Consider the following 22,192-nt stretch of genomic DNA (forward strand, 5'->3'; position numbering starts at 1 on the left):
GGTCGCGATCCTGATGCATAATTCGCCCGATCAAGTGCGTCTCACCTTCGCGCTGTCGTGGTTGGGCGTGACGGTCGTGCCGGTCAACACGCGGCTTGGTGCTGACGATATCGGTGCGCTGATCGAACTGGCGGACGTCGACATGCTGTTCTGGGATGGCGCGAATGCCGAGCTCGCTGCCGTTGTCGCATTTGGATGGTCGGTTTTGGTGGATACCGCGCTGCTCGATGCACTGTCCGAAGCGCAGCCTGCCAATCGCACCGCCTGGATGGACGATGATGTCGCCGCGCTGGTCTTCACTGGCGGCACTACGGGCCCGCCCAAAGGCGTCATCCTGACGTCGCGGGTGATCCACGGCATGGCCCGGCTGTTCGGTGCCGAAATGGGCTATGATACCGACACCGTCTACCTGAACGTCATGCCGATCTTTCACGTCGGCGGTCTGGGGCAATTGCTCGGCGTGACGGCGAAGGGCGGCTGTCATGTGTTCGATACCGAAGCGGGGCCACCTGCGATCTATCGCGCGATCGAGCGCGAGGGCGTGAACACGATCGTCGCAGTGCCGACGACACTCGCGATGTTGCTGGAATCGCCGTTGCGCGACGATGCGCTACTCGCCCGCATTCGGGCGGTCGGCTATGGCGCGGCCGGCATTTCGGTGCCGCTGCTCGAGCGGCTGTTGGTTGCCATGCCGAACGCCGGCTTCCGGCAATTCTACGGTCAGACCGAGACGGCGGGCTACGGCACCGCGCTGCGCCCCGAATATCATGTGCTGAGCGGCCCGAAGGCCGGCCATCTGGCGAGTTGCGGGCAGCTATGCCCCGGCATGGTGGTCGAAACGCACGATGCCGACGGCCATGCGACGCCGGTCGGCGTGCCGGGCGAGGTGGTCATACGCGGCGATGCGCTGCCGCCGGGCTATTGGCGCGATGCAGACAAAACTTGGGCGCTGTTTCGCGGCGGCTGGCTGCACACTGGTGATGTCGGCGTGTTCGATGCCGATGGTTTCCTGACGATCGTCGATCGCTTGAAGGACATGATCATCACCGGAGGCGAAAACGTCTACTGCAAGGAAGTGGAGAACGTCATCGCGCGTCATCCGGATGTGGCAGACTGTGCGCTCATCGGTCTGCCCGATGACCGTTGGGGCGAAGCGGTGCACGCAGTCGTCGTCGTGCGGCCGGACGTAACCATCACTGAAGCGGAGCTCAAGGTTTTTTGCGGCCAGACGCTCGCCCGCTTCAAATGCCCGAAGAGCTTCGAGATCACCGCGGAGCCGCTGCCACTGAGCGGCGTCGGCAAGGTGATGAAGACGACCCTGCGCGAACGCTGGCTGGCCAAGCGATCCGCACAATCAAATCCCCTGGAGAATGATCATGCCGCATGCAGCCTTCATCTTTGACGCCCTTCGAACGCCGCGTTCAAAGGGCAAGGCGGACGGCGCGCTGCATTCGGTGAAGCCGGTCCGGCTGATCGCGGACGTGCTGAGCGAACTTCAGTCGCGCCACGACCTCGATACGTCGATGGTCGATGATGTCGTGCTGGGATGCAGCCAGCCGACGGGGGAGCAGGGCGGCGCGATCGGCAAGAGCGCGGCGCTGCTGGCCGGTTGGGACGACCGGGTCGCGGGATGCCAGGTCGACCGCTTTTGTGGCTCCGGCCTGGAAGCCGTGAATATGGCGGCGGCGCGCGTCATGAGCGGGACCGAGGATCTGCTGGTCGCGGGCGGCATCGAATCCATGTCCCGTGTACCGATGGGGGCGGCGGGCGGATCGCTGTTCTTCGACAGCGAATTGATGACCAAGACCGGCTTCGTTTCGCAGGGTGTGTCGGCGGACCTGATCGCCACGCTGGGCGGCTATTCGCGCGAAGACGTCGATGCATTCGCGTTGCGCTCACAGAAAAAGGCGGCCGCCGCGCGCGAGGCCGGCCATTTCGCACGCAGCGTGGTGGCCGTGCGCGATGCCGCAGGCAGCGTGATCCTGGATCAGGATGACTTCATCAAGCCGGCGACCACGATCGAGGCGCTGGGCGGACTCAAACCATCCTTCGCCAAGCTGGGCGAGATGGGCATGGATGCGGTCTGCCTGTCCAAATATCCGCAGATCGCGAGTATCGACCACGTTCATACGCCGGGCAATTCGTCCGGTATTGTGGATGGCGCAAGCGCGGTTCTGATTGGATCGGCAGCGATCGGCGAGCAGTTGGGCCTGACGCCTCGCGGCCGCATCACCTGCATGGCGACGATCAGCACCGAACCGACCATCATGTTGACCGCGCCTGGCCCTGCGGTGCGCAAGCTGCTCGATCGCGCAGGATTGAGCGTCGAGGACATCGACTTGTTCGAGGTCAACGAAGCGTTCGCGTCCGTGGTGCTGCGTTTCCGTGACGAACTGAATGTCCCCGAAGAGAAAATCAACGTGAATGGCGGTGCGATCGCGCTCGGTCATCCGATCGGCGCGACCGGCGGGATGCTCGTCGGCACGCTGCTGGACGAGCTTGAGCGGCGTCAGCTCAAGCGTGGCGTGTGCGTGCTGTGCGTCGGCGGCGGCATGGGCGTCGCGACGCTGATCGAACGCGACTGATAGAAGCGGAGTTACAACATGGAAAATGCCATTTACGACCTCCGCCCGGATGGTGTCGCGCTGGTCACGATCGACATTGCGGACTCGCCCGTCAATGCGATGAATGATGCGTTCTCGGTGATGCTGGACGCGATTCTGGCCCGGCTTGAGCAGGACAAGGCGCGACTATCGGGCGTCATCCTGACTTCAGCCAAGGGTGTCTTCGTCGCGGGCGGGGATGTCGCCAAGGTACTTCAGCTACGCCGTGACGGCGCCGATGCCGGCTATCGCTTCGTGCAGGGTCTGAAGGCGCAGTTCCGCAAGCTGGAGACGCTGGGCGTGCCGGTCGTCGCCGCGCTCAACGGCAGCGCGCTGGGCGGTGGGCTGGAACTGGCGCTGTCGGCGCATCGCCGCATCGCGCTCGACAATCCTAAAAGCCAGTTCGGCTTTCCCGAAGTCGGCCTGGGCATCCTGCCGGGCGGCGGCGGCATCGTCCGTTCGGTTCGCATGCTGGGGCTGATGAAGGCATTGCCACTGCTGACCGAAGGGCGTCGCCTGAACCCCGCCCAGGCGCTGGCGGAGGGGCTGGTAGATGAACTCGCCGCCTCGCCGGCCGAGATGATCGAACGCGCCGAAGCGTGGATCGCCGCCAATCCCGATGCGACCCAGCCGTGGGATCGCAAAGGGCACCGCATCCCGGGCGGCGACATGTTCGCGCCCGCTAACGCCGGATCGATGGCGGTGTTCCCCAGCATGATCTTTAAGAAGACCAAGGGGCTGCTGCCGGCCGCTCAGCGCATCCTGAGCGTCGCAGCGGAAAGCACGCAGGTCGGCTTCGATGCGGCGAGCGAGATCGAGAGCCGCGGCTTTTGCGACCTGTTGATGACGCCGCAGTCGGAAAATCTGATCCGCACGATGTTCCTGCAAATGGGTGAGGTCGCGTCGGGTGCCAGTCGTCCGGCGGTGTCGGACAAAGCGAAAGTGGCGGTCCTGGGCGTCGTGGGCGCCGGCATGATGGGCCGCGGGATCGCCTATTCGGCGGCAGCGGCCGGCATCAAGGTCTTCCTCAAGGACCTGAACGTCGAGGCAGCGGAGCAAGGGAAAAGCTACAGCCGCGACGTCCTGGAAAAGGAAGTGGCGCGCGGGCGGCGGACGCAGGAACAGCGAGACGAGATTCTCGCGCGCATCGTGGCCACCGCCGACATGAGCGATCTGGCGGCCTGCGACCTTGTGATCGAGGCGGTGTTCGAGGACGTCGACCTGAAGCACGCGATCTTCCGCGATATCGAAGCGGCGCTGCCGGCTTCTGGAATCCTCGCGACGAACACATCGACGCTGCCGATCTCGCTCCTTGCCAACGGGTCGCAGCGCCCGGCCCAGTTCATCGGGCTGCACTTCTTCTCGCCGGTGGACAAGATGCACATCGTGGAGATCATCTGTGGCGAGGCGACCAGCCCTGAGACGCTGGCGAAAGCCTATGACTTCGTACAGCAGATCAAGAAGACGCCGATCGTCGTCAACGACAGCCGTGGCTTCTTCACATCGCGCGTGTTCAGCGTCTTCACCGACGAGGGCGACCGCCTGCTGAAGGAAGGCATCGATCCGGTCCTGATCGAAAATCTGGCGCGCCAGATGGGCATGCCGGTCGGGCCGCTTGCCGTTCAGGACGAAGTGATGATGGACATGCTCCTGCGCTCGTTCCGGGCCAACCAGTTGCTCGATGCCGAGCTAGGCGACGACTATGCGCGGACGTACGAGGTGTGTGGCGATCTTTGCGACATCATGTCGTCGCGCGGGCGGCCGGGACGCAGCGCTGGCGCGGGCTTCTACGACTATGCCGCCGATGGGTCGAAGGCGATCTGGCCTGGTCTGGCCGAGTTGTTCGGCGGGCAATCCCAATTGCCGACAGACGATATTCGCGACCGGATGATGTTCCGCATGGTGGTCGAAGCGGCGCGCTGCCTCGACGAGGGCGTCATCATGAACGTGCGCGACGGCAATATCGGGTCGATCCTGGCGTTCGGTTTCCCAATGCACACGGGCGGCGTGTACCAGTTCGTCCATTCGATGGGGCTGGATGCATTCCAGGAGCGCGCCGCTGAATTGGCCGAAACATATGGCGAGCGCTTTGCGGTGCCAGACAATTTCGGGGCCACGCTTAGCGGGGCGACGACGGCGAAACTGGCAGCGTGAAGGACGAAGCGATGACGGGAACGATCGAAACTTCGCTGGCGGACCGCATCTGTCGGATCACGATCAGCGACCCCCAGCGGTTGAACGCCATGACCCCTGCGCTGGCCGACGAATTGCGTGCGGCGCTCCGGATGGCAGAGGCGGAGGCGCGCGTCGCGATCCTGTCCGGCGCGGGCCGGGCATTCAGCGTCGGCGCTAATCTGGACGACGTCATGCAGGACAAGGCGGGGTTGGCCGATGGCGGCATCATCCTTGAGCGGCACTATAACCCGCTGATCCGCACGATCCGCGATCTGAAGGTGCCGCTGATCACCTGTGTCAGGGGCCCTGCGGCCGGCGTCGGCGCATCGCTGGCCTTGCTGGGCGATGTCATCATGGCCGGCGAAAGCGCCTATTTCATCCAGTCTTTCCGTCGCGTCGGGCTGGTCCCCGATGGCGGATCGCCGTTCATCCTGTCGCACGCGGTCGGACGTGTGCGCGCGATGGAGATGATGCTGCTGGCCGAAAAGCTGCCCGCGGCCAAGGCGTTGGAATGGGGCCTGGTGACACGCGTCGTACCGGATGAGCAACTCGATGCGGCGGTCGATGCCGTTGCGAGCGAGCTTGCCACAGGGGCGGGGTTCGCGATCCGGCAGATCCGCAAGATGGCTTGGGCTGCGCTGCACTCCTCGCTTGAGGAAGCGCTTGACCTGGAAGTCGCGACGCAGCGCCGCACAGTTGCGACCCGCGACTTTCACGAAGGCGTGCAGGCTTTCATGGAAAAGCGCCCGGCCGTCTTCACCGGCAGTTGAGAAACAGGAGCGACCTGATGACCGAACTGGTGCAACGCGAGGATCGCGAAGGTTGGACGCTGCTGACGCTCAACCGTCCCGAAAAGTTTAACGCGCTGTCCGAGGTGCTGTTCGCCGAACTGCGCGCGCATGTCGAGGCACTCGGGCAGGACGAAGCGATCGCCTGCGTGGTGCTACGTGGCGCGGGCAAGTGTTTTTCGGCCGGGCATGACCTGACCGACATCGCGGCGGGCACGGAAACCGCGCCGGCGGGGTGGCACAGCGAAACGCTGCGCATGATGGAGGTCTTGCCGCAACCGGTGATCGCTGCCGTCCACGGGCATTGCTATACCGGCGCGCTCGAAGTGGCGTTGGCGTGCGACATGATCGTCGCGGCCGACAATGCGCGCTTTGGCGATACGCATGCCAAATTCGCGCTGGCCCCCTTATGGGGCATGAGCCAGCGGCTGCCGCGACGGGTCGGCACGGCGACGGCCAAGCGGCTGATGTTCACCGCAGACATCATCGACGCGGCGGAAGCGGTCCGTATCCGGCTCGCCGAATACAGCGTTCCGATCGACGCCTTCGATGACGAGATCGAACGCCTGGCCACGCGGATCGTAGCCAACTCCCGCTTTTCGCATGAAGGGAACAAGCGCCTGATCGATGGCAGCGACGCGATGACGCTGGAGGAAGGGTTGAACTGGGAAACCGCAAACAGTCCGGTGGAAGGGCCCGATATGCTCAAGCGCATCGAACGTTTCAAAACCAAGTCGAAATAATGCCACGGTTGGCGAAATATCTTCACCTGTTTCCGCAAGCTATTTGCGCTTATCGGCGAGCGGGGCGAACGGCTAATCCTACCATCACATACTGTCGTCGGACATCTTTCTTGACGACCGATCGGAAGGGGCGATCCTGTAATGAATAGCTTGGTGAACGACGCGGACATGTCTTTATGGCAAACTGCCGATCGTACGCTCTTGCGGTACATGGGTGTCGGTGGTCAGTTTGCCCCGTTCGTGCCGGAACGCGCCGTCGGCTCCTGGCTTTACGATGCCTCGGGCCGCAAGGTGCTCGATTTCACGTCGGGTCAAATGAGTTCGGTGCTGGGACATGCGCACCCCGATCTGGTCGAGGCGTTGCGCGATGCCGCGGGCACGCTCGACCACCTGTTCAGCATGATGCTGTCCAAGCCGGTCGTCGATCTGGCAGCAAAGCTGGCCGAATTGCTGCCGGGCCTGCCGCGCTCGATGTTCCTCTCGACCGGCGGTGAGTCGGTCGAGGCGGCGATCCGTCTGGCGAAGGTGGTCACCGGCAAGTGGGAAATCGTCGGGTTTACCCAGTCCTATCATGGATCGACCGGCGCGGCTGCTTCAGCGACCTATTCGATCGGCCGCAAAGGGCATGGGCCGCTGATGCCGGGGTCGTTCGCGATCCCCGCCCCCAACGCCTTCCGTCCGCGCTTTCCGGGCGTCACCTGGCAGCAGGAACTGGACGACAGCTTCAACCTGCTCGACCGCCAGTCGACGGGCAATCTCGCGGCATTCATTGCGGAGCCGGTATTGAGCACGGGCGGTATCCTCGATCTTCCGATCGGCTATCTCGCCGCGCTCAAGGCGCATTGCGAGAAGCGCGGCATGTTGCTCATCATCGATGAGGCGCAGACCAGTCTGGGTCGGACGGGCGAGATGTTCGCGTACGAACGCGACCAGATCAAGCCGGACATGCTGCTGTTGTCCAAGACGCTGGGCGCGGGCATGGCGATGTCGTCGCTCTCAACCACCGAGGCGATCGCCCAAGCGGCCGAAGAACTTGGCTTCATGTTCGTGACGACGCATGTCAACGATCCGCTGCCGGCCGCGGTCGCGCTGAAGGTGCTCGAAGTGATCGAACGCGACAATCTGATCGAGCATGCGCAGCTGTTGAGCAGCCGGTTGCTCAAGGGACTGCAGAACTTGCTGCAGAAGCACCAGTGCGTGGGCGACGTGCGCGGGCGCGGCTTGCTGATGGGGCTGGAGTTCGTTCCGTTCGGCGGCCAAAGCGCCGTCGACATTACCTCGAAGGTAACGTCGCTTGCGCTCGAGCTCGGCGTGTCGGCGAACATCACGGGCGCCTATTCGGCGGGCACGATGCGCCTCGCGCCGCCGATCACGTCCACGGTGGAAGAAATCGATTTCGGCCTTGAGGTGCTGGACACCGCGATCACGCGCGTGGTGGAAACCATCGACGCCTGATACACCAGTCAGGAACTCGGGAGAGGGGCGGCCGCAACGATTGTTGCGGCCGCATTTTTTTGTGGCGCTCAGGTCGTCGCATCGCCGGCCGTCATCGCGACCAGCCAGTCACGCACCGCCTCGACGCTGGGGCGCAGGCTATGGGCCGCGGGAGTGTAGATCCAATAGCCCAGCCCCGGCCGGGCCAGGTCGGCAAAGACCGGTACGAGGTTCCCATCCTTCACTTCTTGCGCGACGAGCACGTCGCTTTCCAGGATCGCGCCGGCGCCGTTGCGCGCCGCGCGGATCGCAAGGTGGGAGGGGTCCATCTGGATCGATCCGATCGGCGTATCCGTCACATCGATGCCCTGTGTGTTCAGCCATTCCTCCCAACTCACCACATTTTGCGCAGTGTTGATCAGCATCTTCAGCGGCAATTTGTCTGGCGTGTCGATCGCATGTTCTTTGAGAAACGCGGGCGAGCAATAGGGCTGGATCACTTCCGAAAGGATCAGCGACGCGCGATCCTCCCAGATATCGCGATCGCCATAGACGATCTGAATGTCCGCGGGCGCATCGGCGAGCTGCTGGAAAGGCATCCGGTCACCTTGCAGATGGCTGCCCTGCGCGTTGACGCGGATATCGATGTCGGGATACTGCGCGACCAGGTCGGTCAGGCGCGGGATCAGCCAACAATGAGCGAAGGACGGCGGCATCTCGATCCGCACCACTTCAAGGCTCGCCCCCTTCTTGCCGCGTGCGCGTATTTCGCTGGTCGCGCTGCGCAGCTTGCGAATGCCCTGTCGCACCGAGCGCGCATATTCGGCCCCCTCCGGCGTCAGCGTCACGCCACGACCAACGCGGTCGAACAGGCGCACGCCGAGAATATCCTCGAGCAACCGTATCTGATGGCTGATCGCCGATGGCGTCAGGTTTAATTCGTCAGCCGCAGCCTGAAAACTCGACGATCGCGCCGCCGCCTCAAATACGGCGATCCCGCGCAGGGGCAGCACACGTTCCGACATCCAATTATCTCCGATTACTCCTCGCTCGCCGACCTGGTGAGCGGCAAGGCATTGCGGCCGAAGAAAAGGGAAAAGCGCAAGAGCGCAAAAGCGTCAAGAGCAGGGGCGGCGCACTTACTCGCCTGATGACGGTCCAAGGCGGGCTCTCACCACGGCCGCAGCACTCGTGAAGAATTTTCGCCGGTTCCATCGAGTTCTTTGAGCTTATCTGGGTTCAGCGTCTCGCTATTATCGATCTACCATGTGACCCTAGCAATGTTAGGAGCTGCGATGGAACGAGGACGGCCTGGAGTTGAGACAGCGGCGTATCGCGCGGGGTTTTGCGCGGGCGAACCTGTCAGGCCGTCGCGGAGCGCGTCCCTACCTGAAGGACCATTCGGCATGAACAAGGTGGCTGCGATCAGTGGGGAGGGATCGGCGAAGTCTTCAGGACTTCAAAAGTCAATCAGCCCCGCCCAGTTCGCGGTCTTCGGCTTTGGCAGCGTCGTCGGCACTGCATGGGTGCTGCTGGTGGGCGGATGGCTGTTTCGCGCCGGTCCGATCGGTACGTTGATCGGCATCGCGCTGGCCGGCACCGCGATGGTGCTGATCGCCGCGATGTATGCCGAGCTGGCGTCGCGCTTCCCCCGGACCGGCGGCGAGATCACGTTCATCAACGCGGTGTTCGGCAAACCGGCGGGGTTCGTCGTCGGCTGGTTGCTGACACTCGCTTATCTCAGTAATCTGGTGTTTGAAGGGGTCGCGCTCGCCTGGCTGGTCGGGATCCTGTGGCCGCCGCTGACCGGCCCTACACTCTACGTCATCTTCGGCGAGCCGATCGGCGCTGGCGGACTGTTGCTTGCGCTCGCGGCCAGCCTGACGATCGCCGTCCTCAACTATCGCGGCGCGCGCTCCTTCGTGCTGTTCCAGAACGCGCTGACCGTCACTTTCCTGCTGATCGTCGCGGTCGCGGTGATCATGGAATTGTCGTTTGGATCGGCCCAGAACATGCGCCCCTTGTGGCAGGCCGGAAATGGCGAGTCGTGGGCCGTCGGTATCCTCTGGGTCTTCGGATCGGCGCCGATGATCTTCAACAGCTTTCAAAGCGTGTTGCAGACGATCGAGGAGCGGTCGCCCACGACGTCGAAGGAAACGGTGGTGCGTATCTGCTTCGCCGTCGTCGGCGTCGCCGCGCTGTTCTATCTGCTGATCGTGGTTGCCGCGATCCAGGCGGCGCCGTGGATGCGCCTCGCCACCAGCGGGCTGCCCGCCGTCGATGCGCTGGCCGATCTGCCGGGCGCGCGCATCCTGACGGTCGCCTTGCTGATCGCGCTGATCGCTTCGCTGCTGAAGGCCTGGAACGCGGTGTTCATGACGAGCGTGCGCTTCCTGTTCGCGCAGTCCCGCGACGGCATGATCCCGCCGATCTTCGCCAATGTGAATCCGGCAACGGGGGCGCCGGGCAAAGCCGTGATCGCGGTTGCCCTGTTCAACTTCGTCGGCATGTTCCTGGGAAAGGGCCTGCTGGAGCCGATCGTCAACATTATGTCGGTCTGCGTCGCCTCGACCTTCGCGCTGATCTGCACGGCGACGCTGGTGATGCGGCGGCGCGATCCTGGGCATGACGGTTTTCGGCTCGCGGGCGGCACGCCGGTCGGGCTGATCGCCCTGGCGTCTGCGGTCGCCATGATCGTCTTCGCGCTGGTCCAGCCCGCCGCGACGCAGGCCGCCAGTGCTTTCAAATGGGTGTTGCTGATCTCGTGGACCGTGCTCGGCCTCATTCTCTACCTCTCGCAAAACTCGAAATTGCCTGTGAACGGCCACATGGGAAGCAGTTCAGCGGCAGAACCCTGACCGCTCAAGACCAAGTCAGATTGTAATCCGCCACGAGCGTGTCGCTTCGGGCCGTGGTGACGTGCGTCCACAAAAGATGAAAACTAGAACCGATGGGGAGTTAGCATGACGTATCGTAAGACCTATGCCTCGGCGATCGCCTTGGCCGTGTGTGCCGTGTCGCCGGCCATCGCGCAGTCGGCACCAGAGCGCAGCGAAGCTCCCGCTGCGGACGCGCAGTCGGGCGACATCATCGTCACCGGCACGCGCCAGACCGGCATCACTGCCGCCGAAAGCGCGGCCCCGATCAAGCTGGTCGGCAAAGAGGCGATTTCGCACGTTGGCCAGCCCAACCTCAATCAGGTGCTGACCCAGCTTGTCCCTTCGTTCCGGACTGCCGCGTTCGGTTCCGACGCGGCGCAGTTGACGCTCAGTTCATCGTTGCGCGGGCTGAATCCCAATCACACGCTGGTGCTGGTGAACGGCAAGCGTCGCCACGGAACGGCCAACCTGCAGGTACAGGCAAGCGCCTCGCAAGGCGGCGCAGCGCCCGATCTGGACTATCTGACGCCCGCATCGGTCGATCACATCGAAGTGCTCGAGGACGGCGCGGCGGCGCAATATGGATCCGACGCGGTCGCCGGGGTGATCAACATCATCCTCAAAAGGCGCGCGGGCGGCGACATTTCGGTGACCGGGGGGCAGAATTACACCGGCGGGGGCCGCACCGTTTCGGGTAGCCTCAATTACGGGATCGAGGACGAGCGCGGCTATCTCAACTTCACCGCCTTTTATCGCGATAACGAAGCGACGCGCCGCGGCCTTCAGGACATCCGCGTCCTCGGCCCGAACGGCGAAACGCCCGCCAATCTCTATGGCGCGCTGTTGACGGACGTGCGGGGGGCGGTGAACTATCCGTTCGTCAATCCAGCCTATGGCCGAGCAAAGTCGCAGTTCGGCGTGCTGTCGTTCAATGCGGGCCACGACCTGACCGATGGCATCGAACTGTACAGCTTCGGTACGGTGGGCTTCCGAAACGCCAAGTCACGGGCCAATTACCGCACGCCGAACGTCGCGATCGCCCAAGCCAACAACACCTATACCGGGCCGGTCGGGACCGACCAGTATAATGCGATCGTCGCGGCCGATCCCTCGCGCATCTTCGCGCGGAACGGGTTCGCGCCGATCCTGTCCTTCCGCGAAGTGGATACCGCCATCACCGGCGGCCTGCGCGGCACCTTGGCCGGATGGCGCTGGGATCTCAGCACCACCTATGGCGAGGACCGGATTCGCTCCTATACGCTGAATTCGGTCAATGCTGACCTGTTCGGCGAGTTCCGCAATCGTCAGACGGACTTCTATAACGGTGCGTTCAGCGCGAGCGAATGGACGAATAACCTCGACGTCTCGCGCGACTTCGGCGAGATGGCGACAATGTCGGTCGGTGCCGAGTATCGCGAAAACACCTATGACCTGACCGCGGGCGAGCCGAACTCCTATTACAAGAGCGGCGCGCAATCCTTCCCGGGCTTCAGCCCGCGTACCGCGCAGGATCGCGGACGGCATAACTACGCATTTTACGGGGATCTGGCACTGACCCCTGTCGAGGGGCTTAAGCTGGATGGTGCAGTCCGGTATGAGGACTATTCGGACTTCGGCAGCACGACCAATTGGAAGATCACGGGTCGCTACGACTTCTCGCCGCAGTTCGCCGTTCGCGGCACGGCATCGACCGGCTTCCGCGCGCCGACTCTGGCCGAACAATATTACACGCAGGTCGGCGTCGGGCCGGGGATCGCCATCGTGCAGCTGTCGGCCAACTCGGCCGCCTCAAAGATCCTGGGCATCAACGACCTGAAGCCGGAAAAGTCGAGGAGCTTCTCGGCCGGCTTCGTGCTGCGTCCGGTGCCCAGCCTGACGGTCACGATCGATGCGTATCAGATCGAACTGCGTGACCGGATCGTGGGGACCGCGTTCATCTTCTCAAAGAACACGGCCAATCCCAACGACCTGATCCTGCGATCGATCACGACTGCGGGCCTCGGTATCGACGTGGTTCCGCTCATCGCCGCGTCGACCTTCATCAACGGGCCGACCACCCGTACGCGGGGCGTCGATGTGACCGCCAGTTACAACACCGACCTTGGCGATTTCGGGCGTGCCAGCTTCACCCTTTCGGGAGCGTACAACAAGACCGAGATCACGCGCGGAACGCCGACGCCAGCTCCGCTCGCGGCCTATGGTGCGACGCTGACCGATGCGCAGTCGGATAGCTTCCTGACTACGGTCAATCCCGAGCTGAAGGTCATTGCAGGGATCAATTGGAACCTGGGCGACCTGTCGCTGACCGCGCGGGAAACTTATTTCAGTAAGTCGAAGGCGGTTCTGAACGGCGGCGCGCTGACTCCGACCGAGATTCATGCGGCTGCGATAACCGACCTGGAGCTCGGCTATAAGTTGACGCCGAAGATCAAGCTGGCGATCGGCGCGCAGAACCTGTTCGATATCAAACCGGACAGGGTCGCGCTTGGGCCCAACGGTCTGTCGGATGGCGGCGCAGTAATCGGTGCGCCGCTGACCTACGGACCTTACGGCATTGATGGCGGCTATTACTACGCGCGCGTCGACGTGAGCTTCTGAGTCTTTCGTCCGCCCGGCCTCGCGCTTTCGCGGCGCGATGCCGGGCATCTTTTTTGCAAAAATCACATGACCATGTTGCATGAAGGTGCTTCATCGGTTTGCAGCAATTCTATACGCTTGTTATTAGCTCCGGGCGCTCGGTAAGATAAAATTCTACGAAATTGAGAACAGTGCGCGATTATCGTCGCGGATTTGGCGTTCGCCTGTAATCGAGTGATGCGATGGTCGAGGTGGATATCTAACCGCGGTCGCGATGAATGCTTCGGGCCCGTCTCAAGGTCGTCAATGAACGAAATATATTAAGGGATAGGATCGTGACGGCTGCACCCAGGATCGAACCGCACAAGATCAAGCAACGCTACGCGCAGGAGCGGGACAAACGGATGGCGGCGGCTGGGCGCGGGTATCGGCTCGCGAAAGACTTTCACGATGCAGTGATGAAGGATCTGTGGACCAAGGACGCGGTCGCGCGCGATGCGCTGAACGAAGAGTTGGACGTGCTGGTTGTCGGCGGCGGCATGTCGGGCATCATGACGGCCGGGCGGCTGGTGCGGCATGGCATCACCAATCTGCGCCTGATCGAACGCGGCGGCGATTTTGGCGGGACCTGGTATTGGAACCGCTATCCCGGTGCCGCCTGCGACACCGAATCCTATATCTACATGCCGTTGCTGGACGAGACCGGCTATATCCCCTCGCGCAAATATGCCGGCCAGCCGGAGTTGCAGGGCTATCTCAAGCAGCTCGCCGATCAGTTCGGAGTGACCCCGCGCACGCTGTTCAATACCAAGGCGGACAGCTTCGTCTGGGACGAGGCGAGCCAGCGCTGGATCGTCAAGACAGACGAGGGTGACACGTTCCGCGCGCGCTTCATCGCGCTGTGCGCCGGTAGCCTGTCGCAGCCCAAGCTGCCTGCAATCGAGGGAATCGAGAGCTTCAAGGGCAAGATCTTCCTGAATTCGCGCTGGGATTATGACTATACCGGCGGTTCGGCCGCCGATCCCCAGCTCACCAAATTGCGCGACAAGCGCGTTGCGATCGTCGGTACGGGCTGTTCGGCGGTCCAGGCCGTGCCGCACCTCGCCGAAGGGGCGCAGCTGTTGTACGTGTTTCAACGCACGCCATCGATGGTCAACTTCCGCGGCAACGGCCCGACCGATGCGGACTGGGCTAAGTCGCTCGAGCCCGGCTGGCAAAAGGCACGAATGGACAATTTCGAGGATTGTCTGTTCAAGCCGCGCGACGTGGCGCAGGATCTGGTCGCGGATGGCTGGACCGCAATGGCGCGCTCGATGACCGATTTCGACGCTGCCAAGGCCATTCTGGGCGAGACGGTCGAGGATATCGCACAACTGCTGGAAGTCGCCGACTTCATGACGATGGACGAGTATCATCGCCGCATCGACGGCATCGTGGCGGACCCCGCGACGGCCGAGGCGCTCAAGGCCTACTACAACGTCAACTGCAAGCGGCCAACCTTTCACGACGAGTATCTGCCGGCGTTCAACAAGCCGAATGTGCAGTTGATCGACGTGTCGGACGGCGGGGTCGAGCGTATCACCGCGGAGGGGATCGTCGCGGGCGGCGAAACCTATCCAGTCGATTGCATCATCTTCGCGACCGGGTTTGAAGCCTTTTCGTTGACCTATGTGACCGGCGAATACAGCGTCACCGGGGCCGGCGGGCAGACGCTTGAGGACAAATGGTCGAACAACTTCAAGACGCTACATGGCGTGACGACGCACGGCTTCCCCAACATGGTGCTGGTCGGTCACATGCGTGACGGTGGCGGCAGCACCAATGCGAACTTCCCGCTGACGCATCAGGCGACCTATGCTGCCGCGCTGATCAAGAAAGTGATGGACAGTGGCGCGGCGAGCTTCGACGTCAAGGAGGAAGCCGAACGAGGCTGGCGTGAAACGATGCGCGCCAAGGCACCGCCGATCCACGACTTTCTGGCCGAATGCACGCCGGGGTATCTGAACAACGAAGGGGTGGTTGACGACAAGGCGCTACGCCTCAGCATCTATGGCGGCGGATCGATCGAATATGCGGAGATTCTGAAGGATTGGCGCGAAGGCGACGGCGTCGAGCGCGACATGGAATTGCGTCCCGGGCAGCCCTGATGACCGGGTGGGAACGGCAATAGGCCGCGGGACCGGCGGAAGACCGGACGGCGGATCGGGCAGTGGCGCGGCGTCAGCCTGCCCTGCCCCTGTTTTGGAGGTACGGATGCTCGAGACGCGCACCAAGAGCTGGACGCAGCGCGCTGCCCCCCTGATGCCGAGCAATGCGGCTTGTGTCGCGGCACTGGGCACGCAGCGCTTTCACATCGCCTTTCGCGAATACCTCCTGTCGGTATGCGGCGCGGACTATTTCGCGCTTTATCATGCCGCCGAAGATGAATTGCATGACATTTCGGCCGGCGGGGTAGGCCAGGGCGATGTCGCGCCGAAACAGGCGCGGCTCTACGCCAATGGCGGTTTCTGGCGGCACGATCCCTGGCTCGCGCCGCTATGGCAGCTGGAACCGACCGGACGCCCGACGATCGCGCATATGAGCATCGATCGCATCGAACATGCCGAAACGCGCGAGCGCATCTATCGACCCTACCTGGTACGTGAACGCGTGGTGATCAGCGCGCGGACATCCGGCCCAGCGGTTGCGATCAGCCTGATGCGGACTGAGCGCAAGGGGCCGTTCTCGACCGAAGATCTGGCGGCGCTCGACCATATGGCGGATGACATCGTCGCGCTGGCGAGCAAGCACGTCACGCTCGAGAAAGTCGTTGCCGAGCCGCTGCAGGCGCTCACCTCGCTGCCGACCATTAAGGCCTGTCTGGCGAGAACCGCGCCGATGCTGACACGGCGCGAGGCGGAGGTCTGCGCGGGTGTACTGTATGGGATGACGTCGATGGGCATCGCGCTGGAACTCGGCATCACCGAGGAAAGCGCGATGACCTATCGCAAGCGGTCGTACAATCGCCTGAAGATCGGCAGCCAGCGCGAACTGCTGCTCTGGTATCTCGATCGCTGGTCGCGCGACCGAGTGGAAGCGGACCGCCTTAGCTGACTGTCAGCCCTGATAGGGACCGATGATCGAGATAGCGCAGACATTCTGTGACGGCTGCCCGCCCAGATTGTGTGTCAGGCCCAGGGTCGGTGACCTCAGCTGACGCTCGCCCGCACGGCCCTGTAGTTGCAGATACATCTCGTACAGCATGCGGATGCCACTTGCCCCGATCGGGTGCCCGAAGCATTTGAGGCCGCCATCGATCTGCGCCGGCAGCTTGCCATCGGCGTCATAGAAGCCGTCGAGCACGTCACGGATCGCGCCGCCTTCGCCCGACAGGAACAGATCCTCGGTCGTGACCAGCTCGGTGATCGAGAAACAGTCATGCACCTCAATCATTCCAATCTGTTCGCGCGGGACCGTAACGCCGGCTTCGGCATAGGCGCGCTTGGCGGCAAGCCGGGTCGTTTCGACGTAGCTGCCGTCCCAGGCGTTGCCGTGCATCTCCCACCCGTTCGAGGTGGCGACTTGCAGCGCCTTGAACGTAACGAGGTCGGTCTTGCCCAGAGCCTTGGCGACCTCCGGTGTCGTGACGATGCACGCCGCCGCGCCGTCCGACACACCGCAGCAATCGAACAGGCCAAGCGGTTCGGCGACGATCGGTGCCTTCAGCACCTGTTCCTCGATGATCCGTTTGCGCAGATGCGCCTTGGGATTGAGCGCGCCATTGTCATGACTCTTGACCGAGACATGCGCGATCGCACGCTTGAGGTCGTCGCGATTGACCCCGTGCTTTGCCATATAGCCGCTGGCCAACTGCGCGAAGTTCGCCGGCGCGACGGCATTGGGATACCATTGCGGGATCAGCGTGCCGCTGGACGGCAGCGGTAGCCCGGCATAGCCTGTGTCCTTCAGCTTCTCGACTCCCAGCGCCAATGCAATGTCGCACGCGCCGGAAGCGACCGCGTACACCGCGCCACGGATCGCCTCTGATCCCCCGGCGCAGAAGTTTTCGACGCGTGTCACGCCGATGAACGGCAGGCGTAGCGCGATCGCCATCGGCGTACCGCCACGGCCGACCCCGACATCGTCCATGTGCGTTGAAAACCACGCGGCATCAATCTGGTCCGGCGTGATGCCGGCATCGCCCAGCGCCTCGGTGTAGGCTTCGACCATCAGGTCTTCCGCGCTTGCATCCCAGCGTTCGCCAAAGCGGCTGCATCCCATGCCCAGGATCGCAACCCGGTCCTTGATCCCCGTCGGCATCAGTCGGCTCCCTTCACCGTCGCGGCGACGGCCTTCCAGAAATAGCGGGTAAAGCCGCGCACCGGGTCCCGGTCCTTGACGCGGAACACCAGTTCCATCTCGGCCCCGGTTTCGATGTCGCCCGGGAACACGTCGGTGAATTCCATCAGGATTCGCCCGCCGCCCTCGAAATCCAGTTGTCCGTAGTGATGCGGCGGGGCGGGGTAGGCGGACAGGCGCTCGGCCGACCAGCTGACGATCGTCGCCTTGCGGTCGGCCATCGGATAGGGATCCTGCGTATCCAGTGCCGCCCCTTGCGGGTCATAGCTGAACCGAGACGGCGGATAGTGAACGCTGCCGGTGACGCGGCACTTGCCGCCGACCAGCGCCATGATCGCCTGACGATGGCGGTAGAACGTCGACAACGCGGTCTTCTTGTCCTGCTCACCGCGCATTCCCTTTTCCAGTTCCAGGACGCCGCGATAGGCGAGCAGGCGCGTGTAGTTCTGATCCTCGCGCCGTCGCGTCAGCCATTGGGCAAGGCCCCGGCGCGGCTTGAACCGGGCGATCCGGTCGGTCGTGCGAAACACCGTCGCTTGCGCGCCCGCACCGAATTCGACCATCAGCACGACCTGGTTGGGCTGGGCCTCGGCAAGGACACGGCCCAGCATCAGCAGGCCATGACCCGCACCGGTATCACCGATCTGCCCCGCCAGATTGTCCGCTACGGCCTCGGCACGGATCCCGACGGCCTTGGCGATCTGCGTGTCGACGCCATTCAACGTCGTGGGGAAGATGAACCGATCGACCGCTGCTGCCCCGATGCCGGCCTGTGCCAATGCGGCTCGTATCGCGCGGGGCGCGATCTTCGAGACGCCCTCATCCCGGATCCAACGCTCTTCCCAGCCATAGTCGACTTCGGCACCCGCTGCGCGAAAGTGATCGACGAAATCGACCGTAATGGTCGCTGTCGCGAGATGTTCGGCGAGGACGTCGTCCGTCCCGATGATGACCGCCGCCGCGCCGTCGCCAAAGTCGAGCTCCGCACTGCTGGCCGGTCGCGCCTGACGCAGGTCGGAGGCGACGACGAGCGCGCGCCCGCTCTCGGCACGACAGCGCAGCACGGCCTGATCGATCGCGCTCAGCGCTGCGCGGCGGCTGCCGGTCACGTCGCCGGCATGTATGGCTTCATCAAGGTCGAGCGCGGCCGCGAGGATGCCGGCATTAAGCCGATCGGCGAAGGGCAGGGTCGTGGATGCGAGATAGATGCTGGTCAGGTCGGGACGCGCGTGCGTGACTGGCAAGCTGTCGCGCGCGGCGGCGACGGCCATCGTGATCGCATCCTCGTCCCAGCAGGCGAGCGAACGGGTGCCGACCGCTTTCAAACCCGGCGCGTACCAGGCGTTGGCGGCATGAATCGCCTGCCGGCTGAGCCGCAGCAAGGGGACGTAGGCGCCATAGCCGACGATACCGACGGTCATCGTAAACTCCCCGATCGTTCGAATGCGCTGGACAGGAAGGCGCCGATCGCGGCGATGGCGTCGCGGGCTTGCGGCAGTTCCTGCGCGAATTGCTGGAAGACGTGAATCATGCCGGGCCAGACCGTAAGCGCGGCTTCGACACCTGCCTTCGCGGCGCTGGCCGCCAGCGTATCGGCATCACTCAACAGGATCTCGTTGTCACCGACCTGGATGAGCATGGGCGGAAAACCGTGCAGGTCGGCGTTGATCGGTGAGGTGAGGGGGCCTGCCGCATCCACTTCGCCCACATAGCCTTGCGCCAGATTGACGAGCATTTTCCGGCGATGAATGGGATCGGCAGTCTTGCGCGTCTCGTAGCTGGCGCCGCTCATCGTCAGGTCCAGCCACGGCGATAGCAGGACAAGCGCGGCGGGCAGGAGCGAACCACGGTCACGCAGCGCCTGGGTTACGGCAAGCACGAGGTTGCCGCCGGCGGAATCGCCAACCAGACACGTCGTGTGCAAATCGACGCCACGGGCTTCGAGCGCCGTACAGACCGCAAGGATCGCCTCGATCTGCGCTGGGTAGCGATGCTCGGGTGCCAGCGGGTAGTCGATCACCAGGGCGGTGGCATTGCTCGCTTTCGCGATCCGCTCGATGAGGTCGCCATGCGACCGGAACGACCCGATCTGAAAGCCGCCGCCATGAAGATAGATGAACAGGCGCGCATCGTCGGATCGACACTCGCCGACCCATTGGACGGAGATGCCATCGAGCACATCTGCTCGAGTCGGGGCTGTGGGGGCAGGAAAGAGGCCATCCCAGTCTTCCCGCATCTGCTTGACCGGTGTGTCGCGATTCCAGCCACCATAGACAGCGAGGACCCTGGCCGCCACCTGCTCGACGGCGCTCATGACATGCCGGCTTGCAAGGCTTCGTCCCACGCGAGATCGACGAAGGTTTCGAGCACCGGCGCAACCTTCTCGGCGCGTTCCGCCGACGCGGTACCGCGCAGCGCGCGCCCCTTGATGCCGTGAATGATCGCCGCGAAGCGATAGAGATTATAGGCCAAATGGAATTGCAGGTGCGGAATGGCCGTGCGCCCCGTCCGCTCGCAATAGGCGGCGACATAGTCGGCCTCGCTCGGAATGTCCGCGGCCGCGAGATCGAAGCCCTTGATCCCGCCGCCCTCGATGCCCGGGGCTACGCGGTACATCATCATGTGGAAGGCGAAATCCGTGATGGGGTGGCCGAGCGTCGACAGCTCCCAATCGAGGATCGCGGCGACCGCCGGCGGATCGGCATCGAAGATGAGGTTATGACTGCGAAAGTCGCCATGCACGATCGCGACTTCATCGTCGTCCGGTATATTGGCGGTCAGCCATTCGCCCAGACGATCCATCCGGGGATAGCGACCTGCGTCAGGATCCGCCTCATATTGCCGCTTCCAACGGCTGATCTGCCGGCTCAGATAACCGCCCGGTTTGCCATAGTCGCCCAGACCAACGCGCACTGGATCGATACGATGCAGCTTGGCGAGCGTGGCATTCATCGCGTCGAAATATTGTGCACGGTCGGCGCGTGGCACGTCGGGCAGGTCGGCCTGAACATGAATCGCGCCCGGCACGAAATCCATGATGAAAAATGCGCGGCCGATGATGGTGTCGTCGTTGCAAAAGACACGCACCGTCGGGACGGGCACGTCACTGTCGCCCAGCGCCTTAAGCACCTTATATTCGCGATCGATCGCGTGCGCGCCGGCGATCAGCGGACCGGGCGGCTTGGTCCGCATCACATAGGCACGGTCGCCGACTGACAGCTTGTATGTCGGGTTCGACTGGCCGCCGGCGAACCGGTCGATCTCGATTCTCGTGTCGATGCCCTCGATATGGTGCGACAACCAATCGGTCAGGCGATCCCTGTCGATCACGCCGTTGGCGCGGTCTGCCATTGCTTGGGTCATTCGCGCTTGTCGCCTGCTTCTCTCGCGCGTGCTGTCCCCCCGTGCGGAACAGGCGCGCGGGCCGCGCGCAACTGCTGGAACCGCAGGACGTGCGTTTCGGACGATCCGAACTGCGCCTCAATGGCGACGGCGCGCTTGAAGAGCTGGCCGATCGCCAGTTCGTCGGTAACCCCCATGCCGCCATGCAATTGTACAGCAGCCTGCGCAACGCGATGCGAGGCGCGACCAACAAATGCCTTGGCCGCCGAAATGACGAGCGCCCGGTCGCCATCCCTGGAATCGAGCGCATCTGCCGCCCGGAAGACCTGTGCCGCAGATAGTTCGATCGCGACCAGCATGTCGGCGATTTGGTGCTGTAGGACCTGGAAGCCTGCGAGCGCCGCGCCGAATTGCTTGCGCGCATCCAGGTGCGCGCTCGTTTCGGCCAGTAGACGCCGCATCAGGCCGACCGCCTCGGCGCAGATCGCGACCGTGGCATGCGCTTGGGCTTCGTCGATGGCGGTCTGGGCATGCTCCCCGCTCAGCAGCAGCGCGTCGCCGTCGAGCACGACATCTTCGAACTCGATGTCTGCCGCGCGGCGACCGTCGATTGTTCGATAGTCGCGACGGGTCATGCCTGCTGCTTTCGTCGCGACCAGGAAAACGGCGCGGCCCTGCGTCGTCGTGCGGGCGATGACGAGCAGGCGATGCGCCCAAGGCGTCGCCATCACGACTGCGGCGCGCCCGCGCAAGCGCCATCCGGCCCCATCGTGCGGCGCTGCGCTGATATCATCGCGGTCCGCGCGCGTCACGGCGAGGCGAAGCTCGCCCGCTATTATCGATGCGATCAGGTCGGCAGCAGCGGCCTTATCGGAATGCCGGAGCAGCCGACCGGCCAGGATCACCGTCTCAAGATAGGGTTCGACGACGAGCGCGTGTCCGAACGCTTCCATGATCGGGATCTGGTCCAGTGCTCGCCCGCCATAGCCGCCTTGCGCTTCGCTGAACCCCATGCCCATCAGGCCCAGTTCATTGGCCATCTTGTGCCAGATATTGGCAGACATACCGGGATCGCATGCGATGATCGCGCGGCGCGAGTCGTCGCCATAGTCCTTGCGAAGGAACCCCGCGATCGCATTCCGGAAATCGAGCTGGTCGTGCGTGAGATCCAATATCGCGTCCTTCATGCCTCGTTCGATACCGGTTGCAACTGCGCCCGACACGTCCCCACGGCGGGGACGTCACCGCGCGCGAAACAAGGGTAACATCGTGCCCTGACAAGCCTGCGGGAGCGCGCGATTGGGCACGAACGA

Annotated in this window: 16 protein-coding genes; 10 read left to right on the forward strand and 6 right to left on the reverse strand. The window is 63.6% G+C overall.

Going from position 1 to position 22,192, the window contains the following annotated elements; genetic code table 11:
* The 6 genes from AC3WN8_RS08630 to AC3WN8_RS08655 form a co-directional block, all read left to right on the forward strand.
* A partial coding sequence (locus AC3WN8_RS08630; RefSeq protein WP_492668999.1) for a class I adenylate-forming enzyme family protein occupies positions 1–1,402 on the forward strand: 1,402 nt, incomplete at its 5' end.
* Positions 1,377–2,585, forward strand: coding sequence for an acetyl-CoA C-acetyltransferase (locus tag AC3WN8_RS08635; RefSeq protein ID WP_492669000.1), 1,209 nt, complete (start codon positions 1,377–1,379; stop codon positions 2,583–2,585). The genes AC3WN8_RS08630 and AC3WN8_RS08635, both read left to right, overlap by 26 nt.
* Positions 2,586–2,603: 18 nt before the next feature.
* The gene (locus AC3WN8_RS08640; protein WP_492669001.1) at positions 2,604–4,757 is read left to right on the forward strand and encodes a 3-hydroxyacyl-CoA dehydrogenase NAD-binding domain-containing protein; all 2,154 of its coding nucleotides are present in this window, start codon (positions 2,604–2,606) and stop codon (positions 4,755–4,757) included.
* An 11-nt stretch (positions 4,758–4,768) separates the two neighbouring features.
* The gene (locus tag AC3WN8_RS08645) at positions 4,769–5,548 is read left to right on the forward strand and encodes an enoyl-CoA hydratase-related protein (RefSeq protein ID WP_492669002.1); all 780 of its coding nucleotides are present in this window, start codon (positions 4,769–4,771) and stop codon (positions 5,546–5,548) included.
* 17 nt (positions 5,549–5,565) lie between these two features.
* Complete coding sequence (locus AC3WN8_RS08650; RefSeq protein WP_492669003.1) at positions 5,566–6,309, forward strand: enoyl-CoA hydratase/isomerase family protein; 744 nt, start codon at positions 5,566–5,568, stop codon at positions 6,307–6,309.
* Positions 6,310–6,450: 141 nt separating this feature from the next.
* Entirely contained in the window at positions 6,451–7,764 is a 1,314-nt protein-coding gene (locus tag AC3WN8_RS08655; protein ID WP_492669004.1) for an aspartate aminotransferase family protein, read from the forward strand.
* 68 nt (positions 7,765–7,832) lie between these two features.
* Here AC3WN8_RS08655 and AC3WN8_RS08660 read toward each other — a convergent pair whose 3' ends face one another.
* Positions 7,833–8,768: a LysR family transcriptional regulator gene (locus AC3WN8_RS08660; protein ID WP_492669005.1), complete on the reverse strand. Its 936-nt coding sequence runs from the start codon at positions 8,766–8,768 to the stop codon at positions 7,833–7,835.
* 381 nt (positions 8,769–9,149) lie between these two features.
* On the opposite strand from AC3WN8_RS08660, the gene AC3WN8_RS08665 reads away from it, so the two are divergent.
* The 4 genes from AC3WN8_RS08665 (at position 9,150) to AC3WN8_RS08680 (ending at position 16,292) form a co-directional block, all read left to right on the forward strand.
* Positions 9,150–10,601: an APC family permease gene (locus AC3WN8_RS08665; RefSeq protein ID WP_492669006.1), complete on the forward strand. Its 1,452-nt coding sequence runs from the start codon at positions 9,150–9,152 to the stop codon at positions 10,599–10,601.
* A gap of 105 nt (positions 10,602–10,706) precedes the next feature.
* On the forward strand, positions 10,707–13,220 hold the full coding sequence (locus AC3WN8_RS08670; protein WP_492669007.1) for a TonB-dependent receptor plug domain-containing protein: 2,514 nt from the start codon (positions 10,707–10,709) through the stop codon (positions 13,218–13,220).
* Positions 13,221–13,534: 314 nt separating this feature from the next.
* Complete coding sequence (locus AC3WN8_RS08675; protein WP_492669008.1) at positions 13,535–15,346, forward strand: flavin-containing monooxygenase; 1,812 nt, start codon at positions 13,535–13,537, stop codon at positions 15,344–15,346.
* Between the two features lie 106 nt (positions 15,347–15,452).
* Entirely contained in the window at positions 15,453–16,292 is an 840-nt protein-coding gene (locus AC3WN8_RS08680) for a helix-turn-helix transcriptional regulator (RefSeq protein WP_492669009.1), read from the forward strand.
* Between the two features lie 3 nt (positions 16,293–16,295).
* Here AC3WN8_RS08680 and AC3WN8_RS08685 read toward each other — a convergent pair whose 3' ends face one another.
* The 5 genes from AC3WN8_RS08685 to AC3WN8_RS08705 are packed head-to-tail and all read right to left on the reverse strand — an operon-like array spanning position 16,296 to position 22,066.
* Complete coding sequence (locus AC3WN8_RS08685; RefSeq protein WP_492669010.1) at positions 16,296–17,498, reverse strand: acetyl-CoA acetyltransferase; 1,203 nt, start codon at positions 17,496–17,498, stop codon at positions 16,296–16,298.
* On the reverse strand, positions 17,498–18,958 hold the full coding sequence (locus tag AC3WN8_RS08690; protein ID WP_492669011.1) for a 3-hydroxy-3-methylglutaryl CoA synthase: 1,461 nt from the start codon (positions 18,956–18,958) through the stop codon (positions 17,498–17,500). Before AC3WN8_RS08690 ends, AC3WN8_RS08685 begins: the two co-directional genes overlap by 1 nt.
* Positions 18,955–19,851, reverse strand: a complete 897-nt coding sequence (locus tag AC3WN8_RS08695) for an alpha/beta hydrolase (protein WP_492669012.1) — start codon at positions 19,849–19,851, stop codon at positions 18,955–18,957. Before AC3WN8_RS08695 ends, AC3WN8_RS08690 begins: the two co-directional genes overlap by 4 nt.
* Entirely contained in the window at positions 19,848–20,900 is a 1,053-nt protein-coding gene (locus AC3WN8_RS08700) for a phosphotransferase family protein (RefSeq protein ID WP_492669013.1), read from the reverse strand. The genes AC3WN8_RS08695 and AC3WN8_RS08700 overlap by 4 nt, the downstream gene beginning before the upstream one ends.
* Positions 20,897–22,066 carry an acyl-CoA dehydrogenase family protein gene (locus tag AC3WN8_RS08705; RefSeq protein ID WP_492669014.1) on the reverse strand — a complete coding sequence of 390 codons (1,170 nt, stop codon included), beginning with the start codon at positions 22,064–22,066 and terminating at the stop codon, positions 20,897–20,899. The genes AC3WN8_RS08700 and AC3WN8_RS08705 overlap by 4 nt, the downstream gene beginning before the upstream one ends.
* Positions 22,067–22,192 lie beyond the last annotated feature (126 nt).

The sequence above is a fragment of the Sphingobium sp. FW305-3-2-15-F-TSA7 genome (assembly GCF_058787155.1).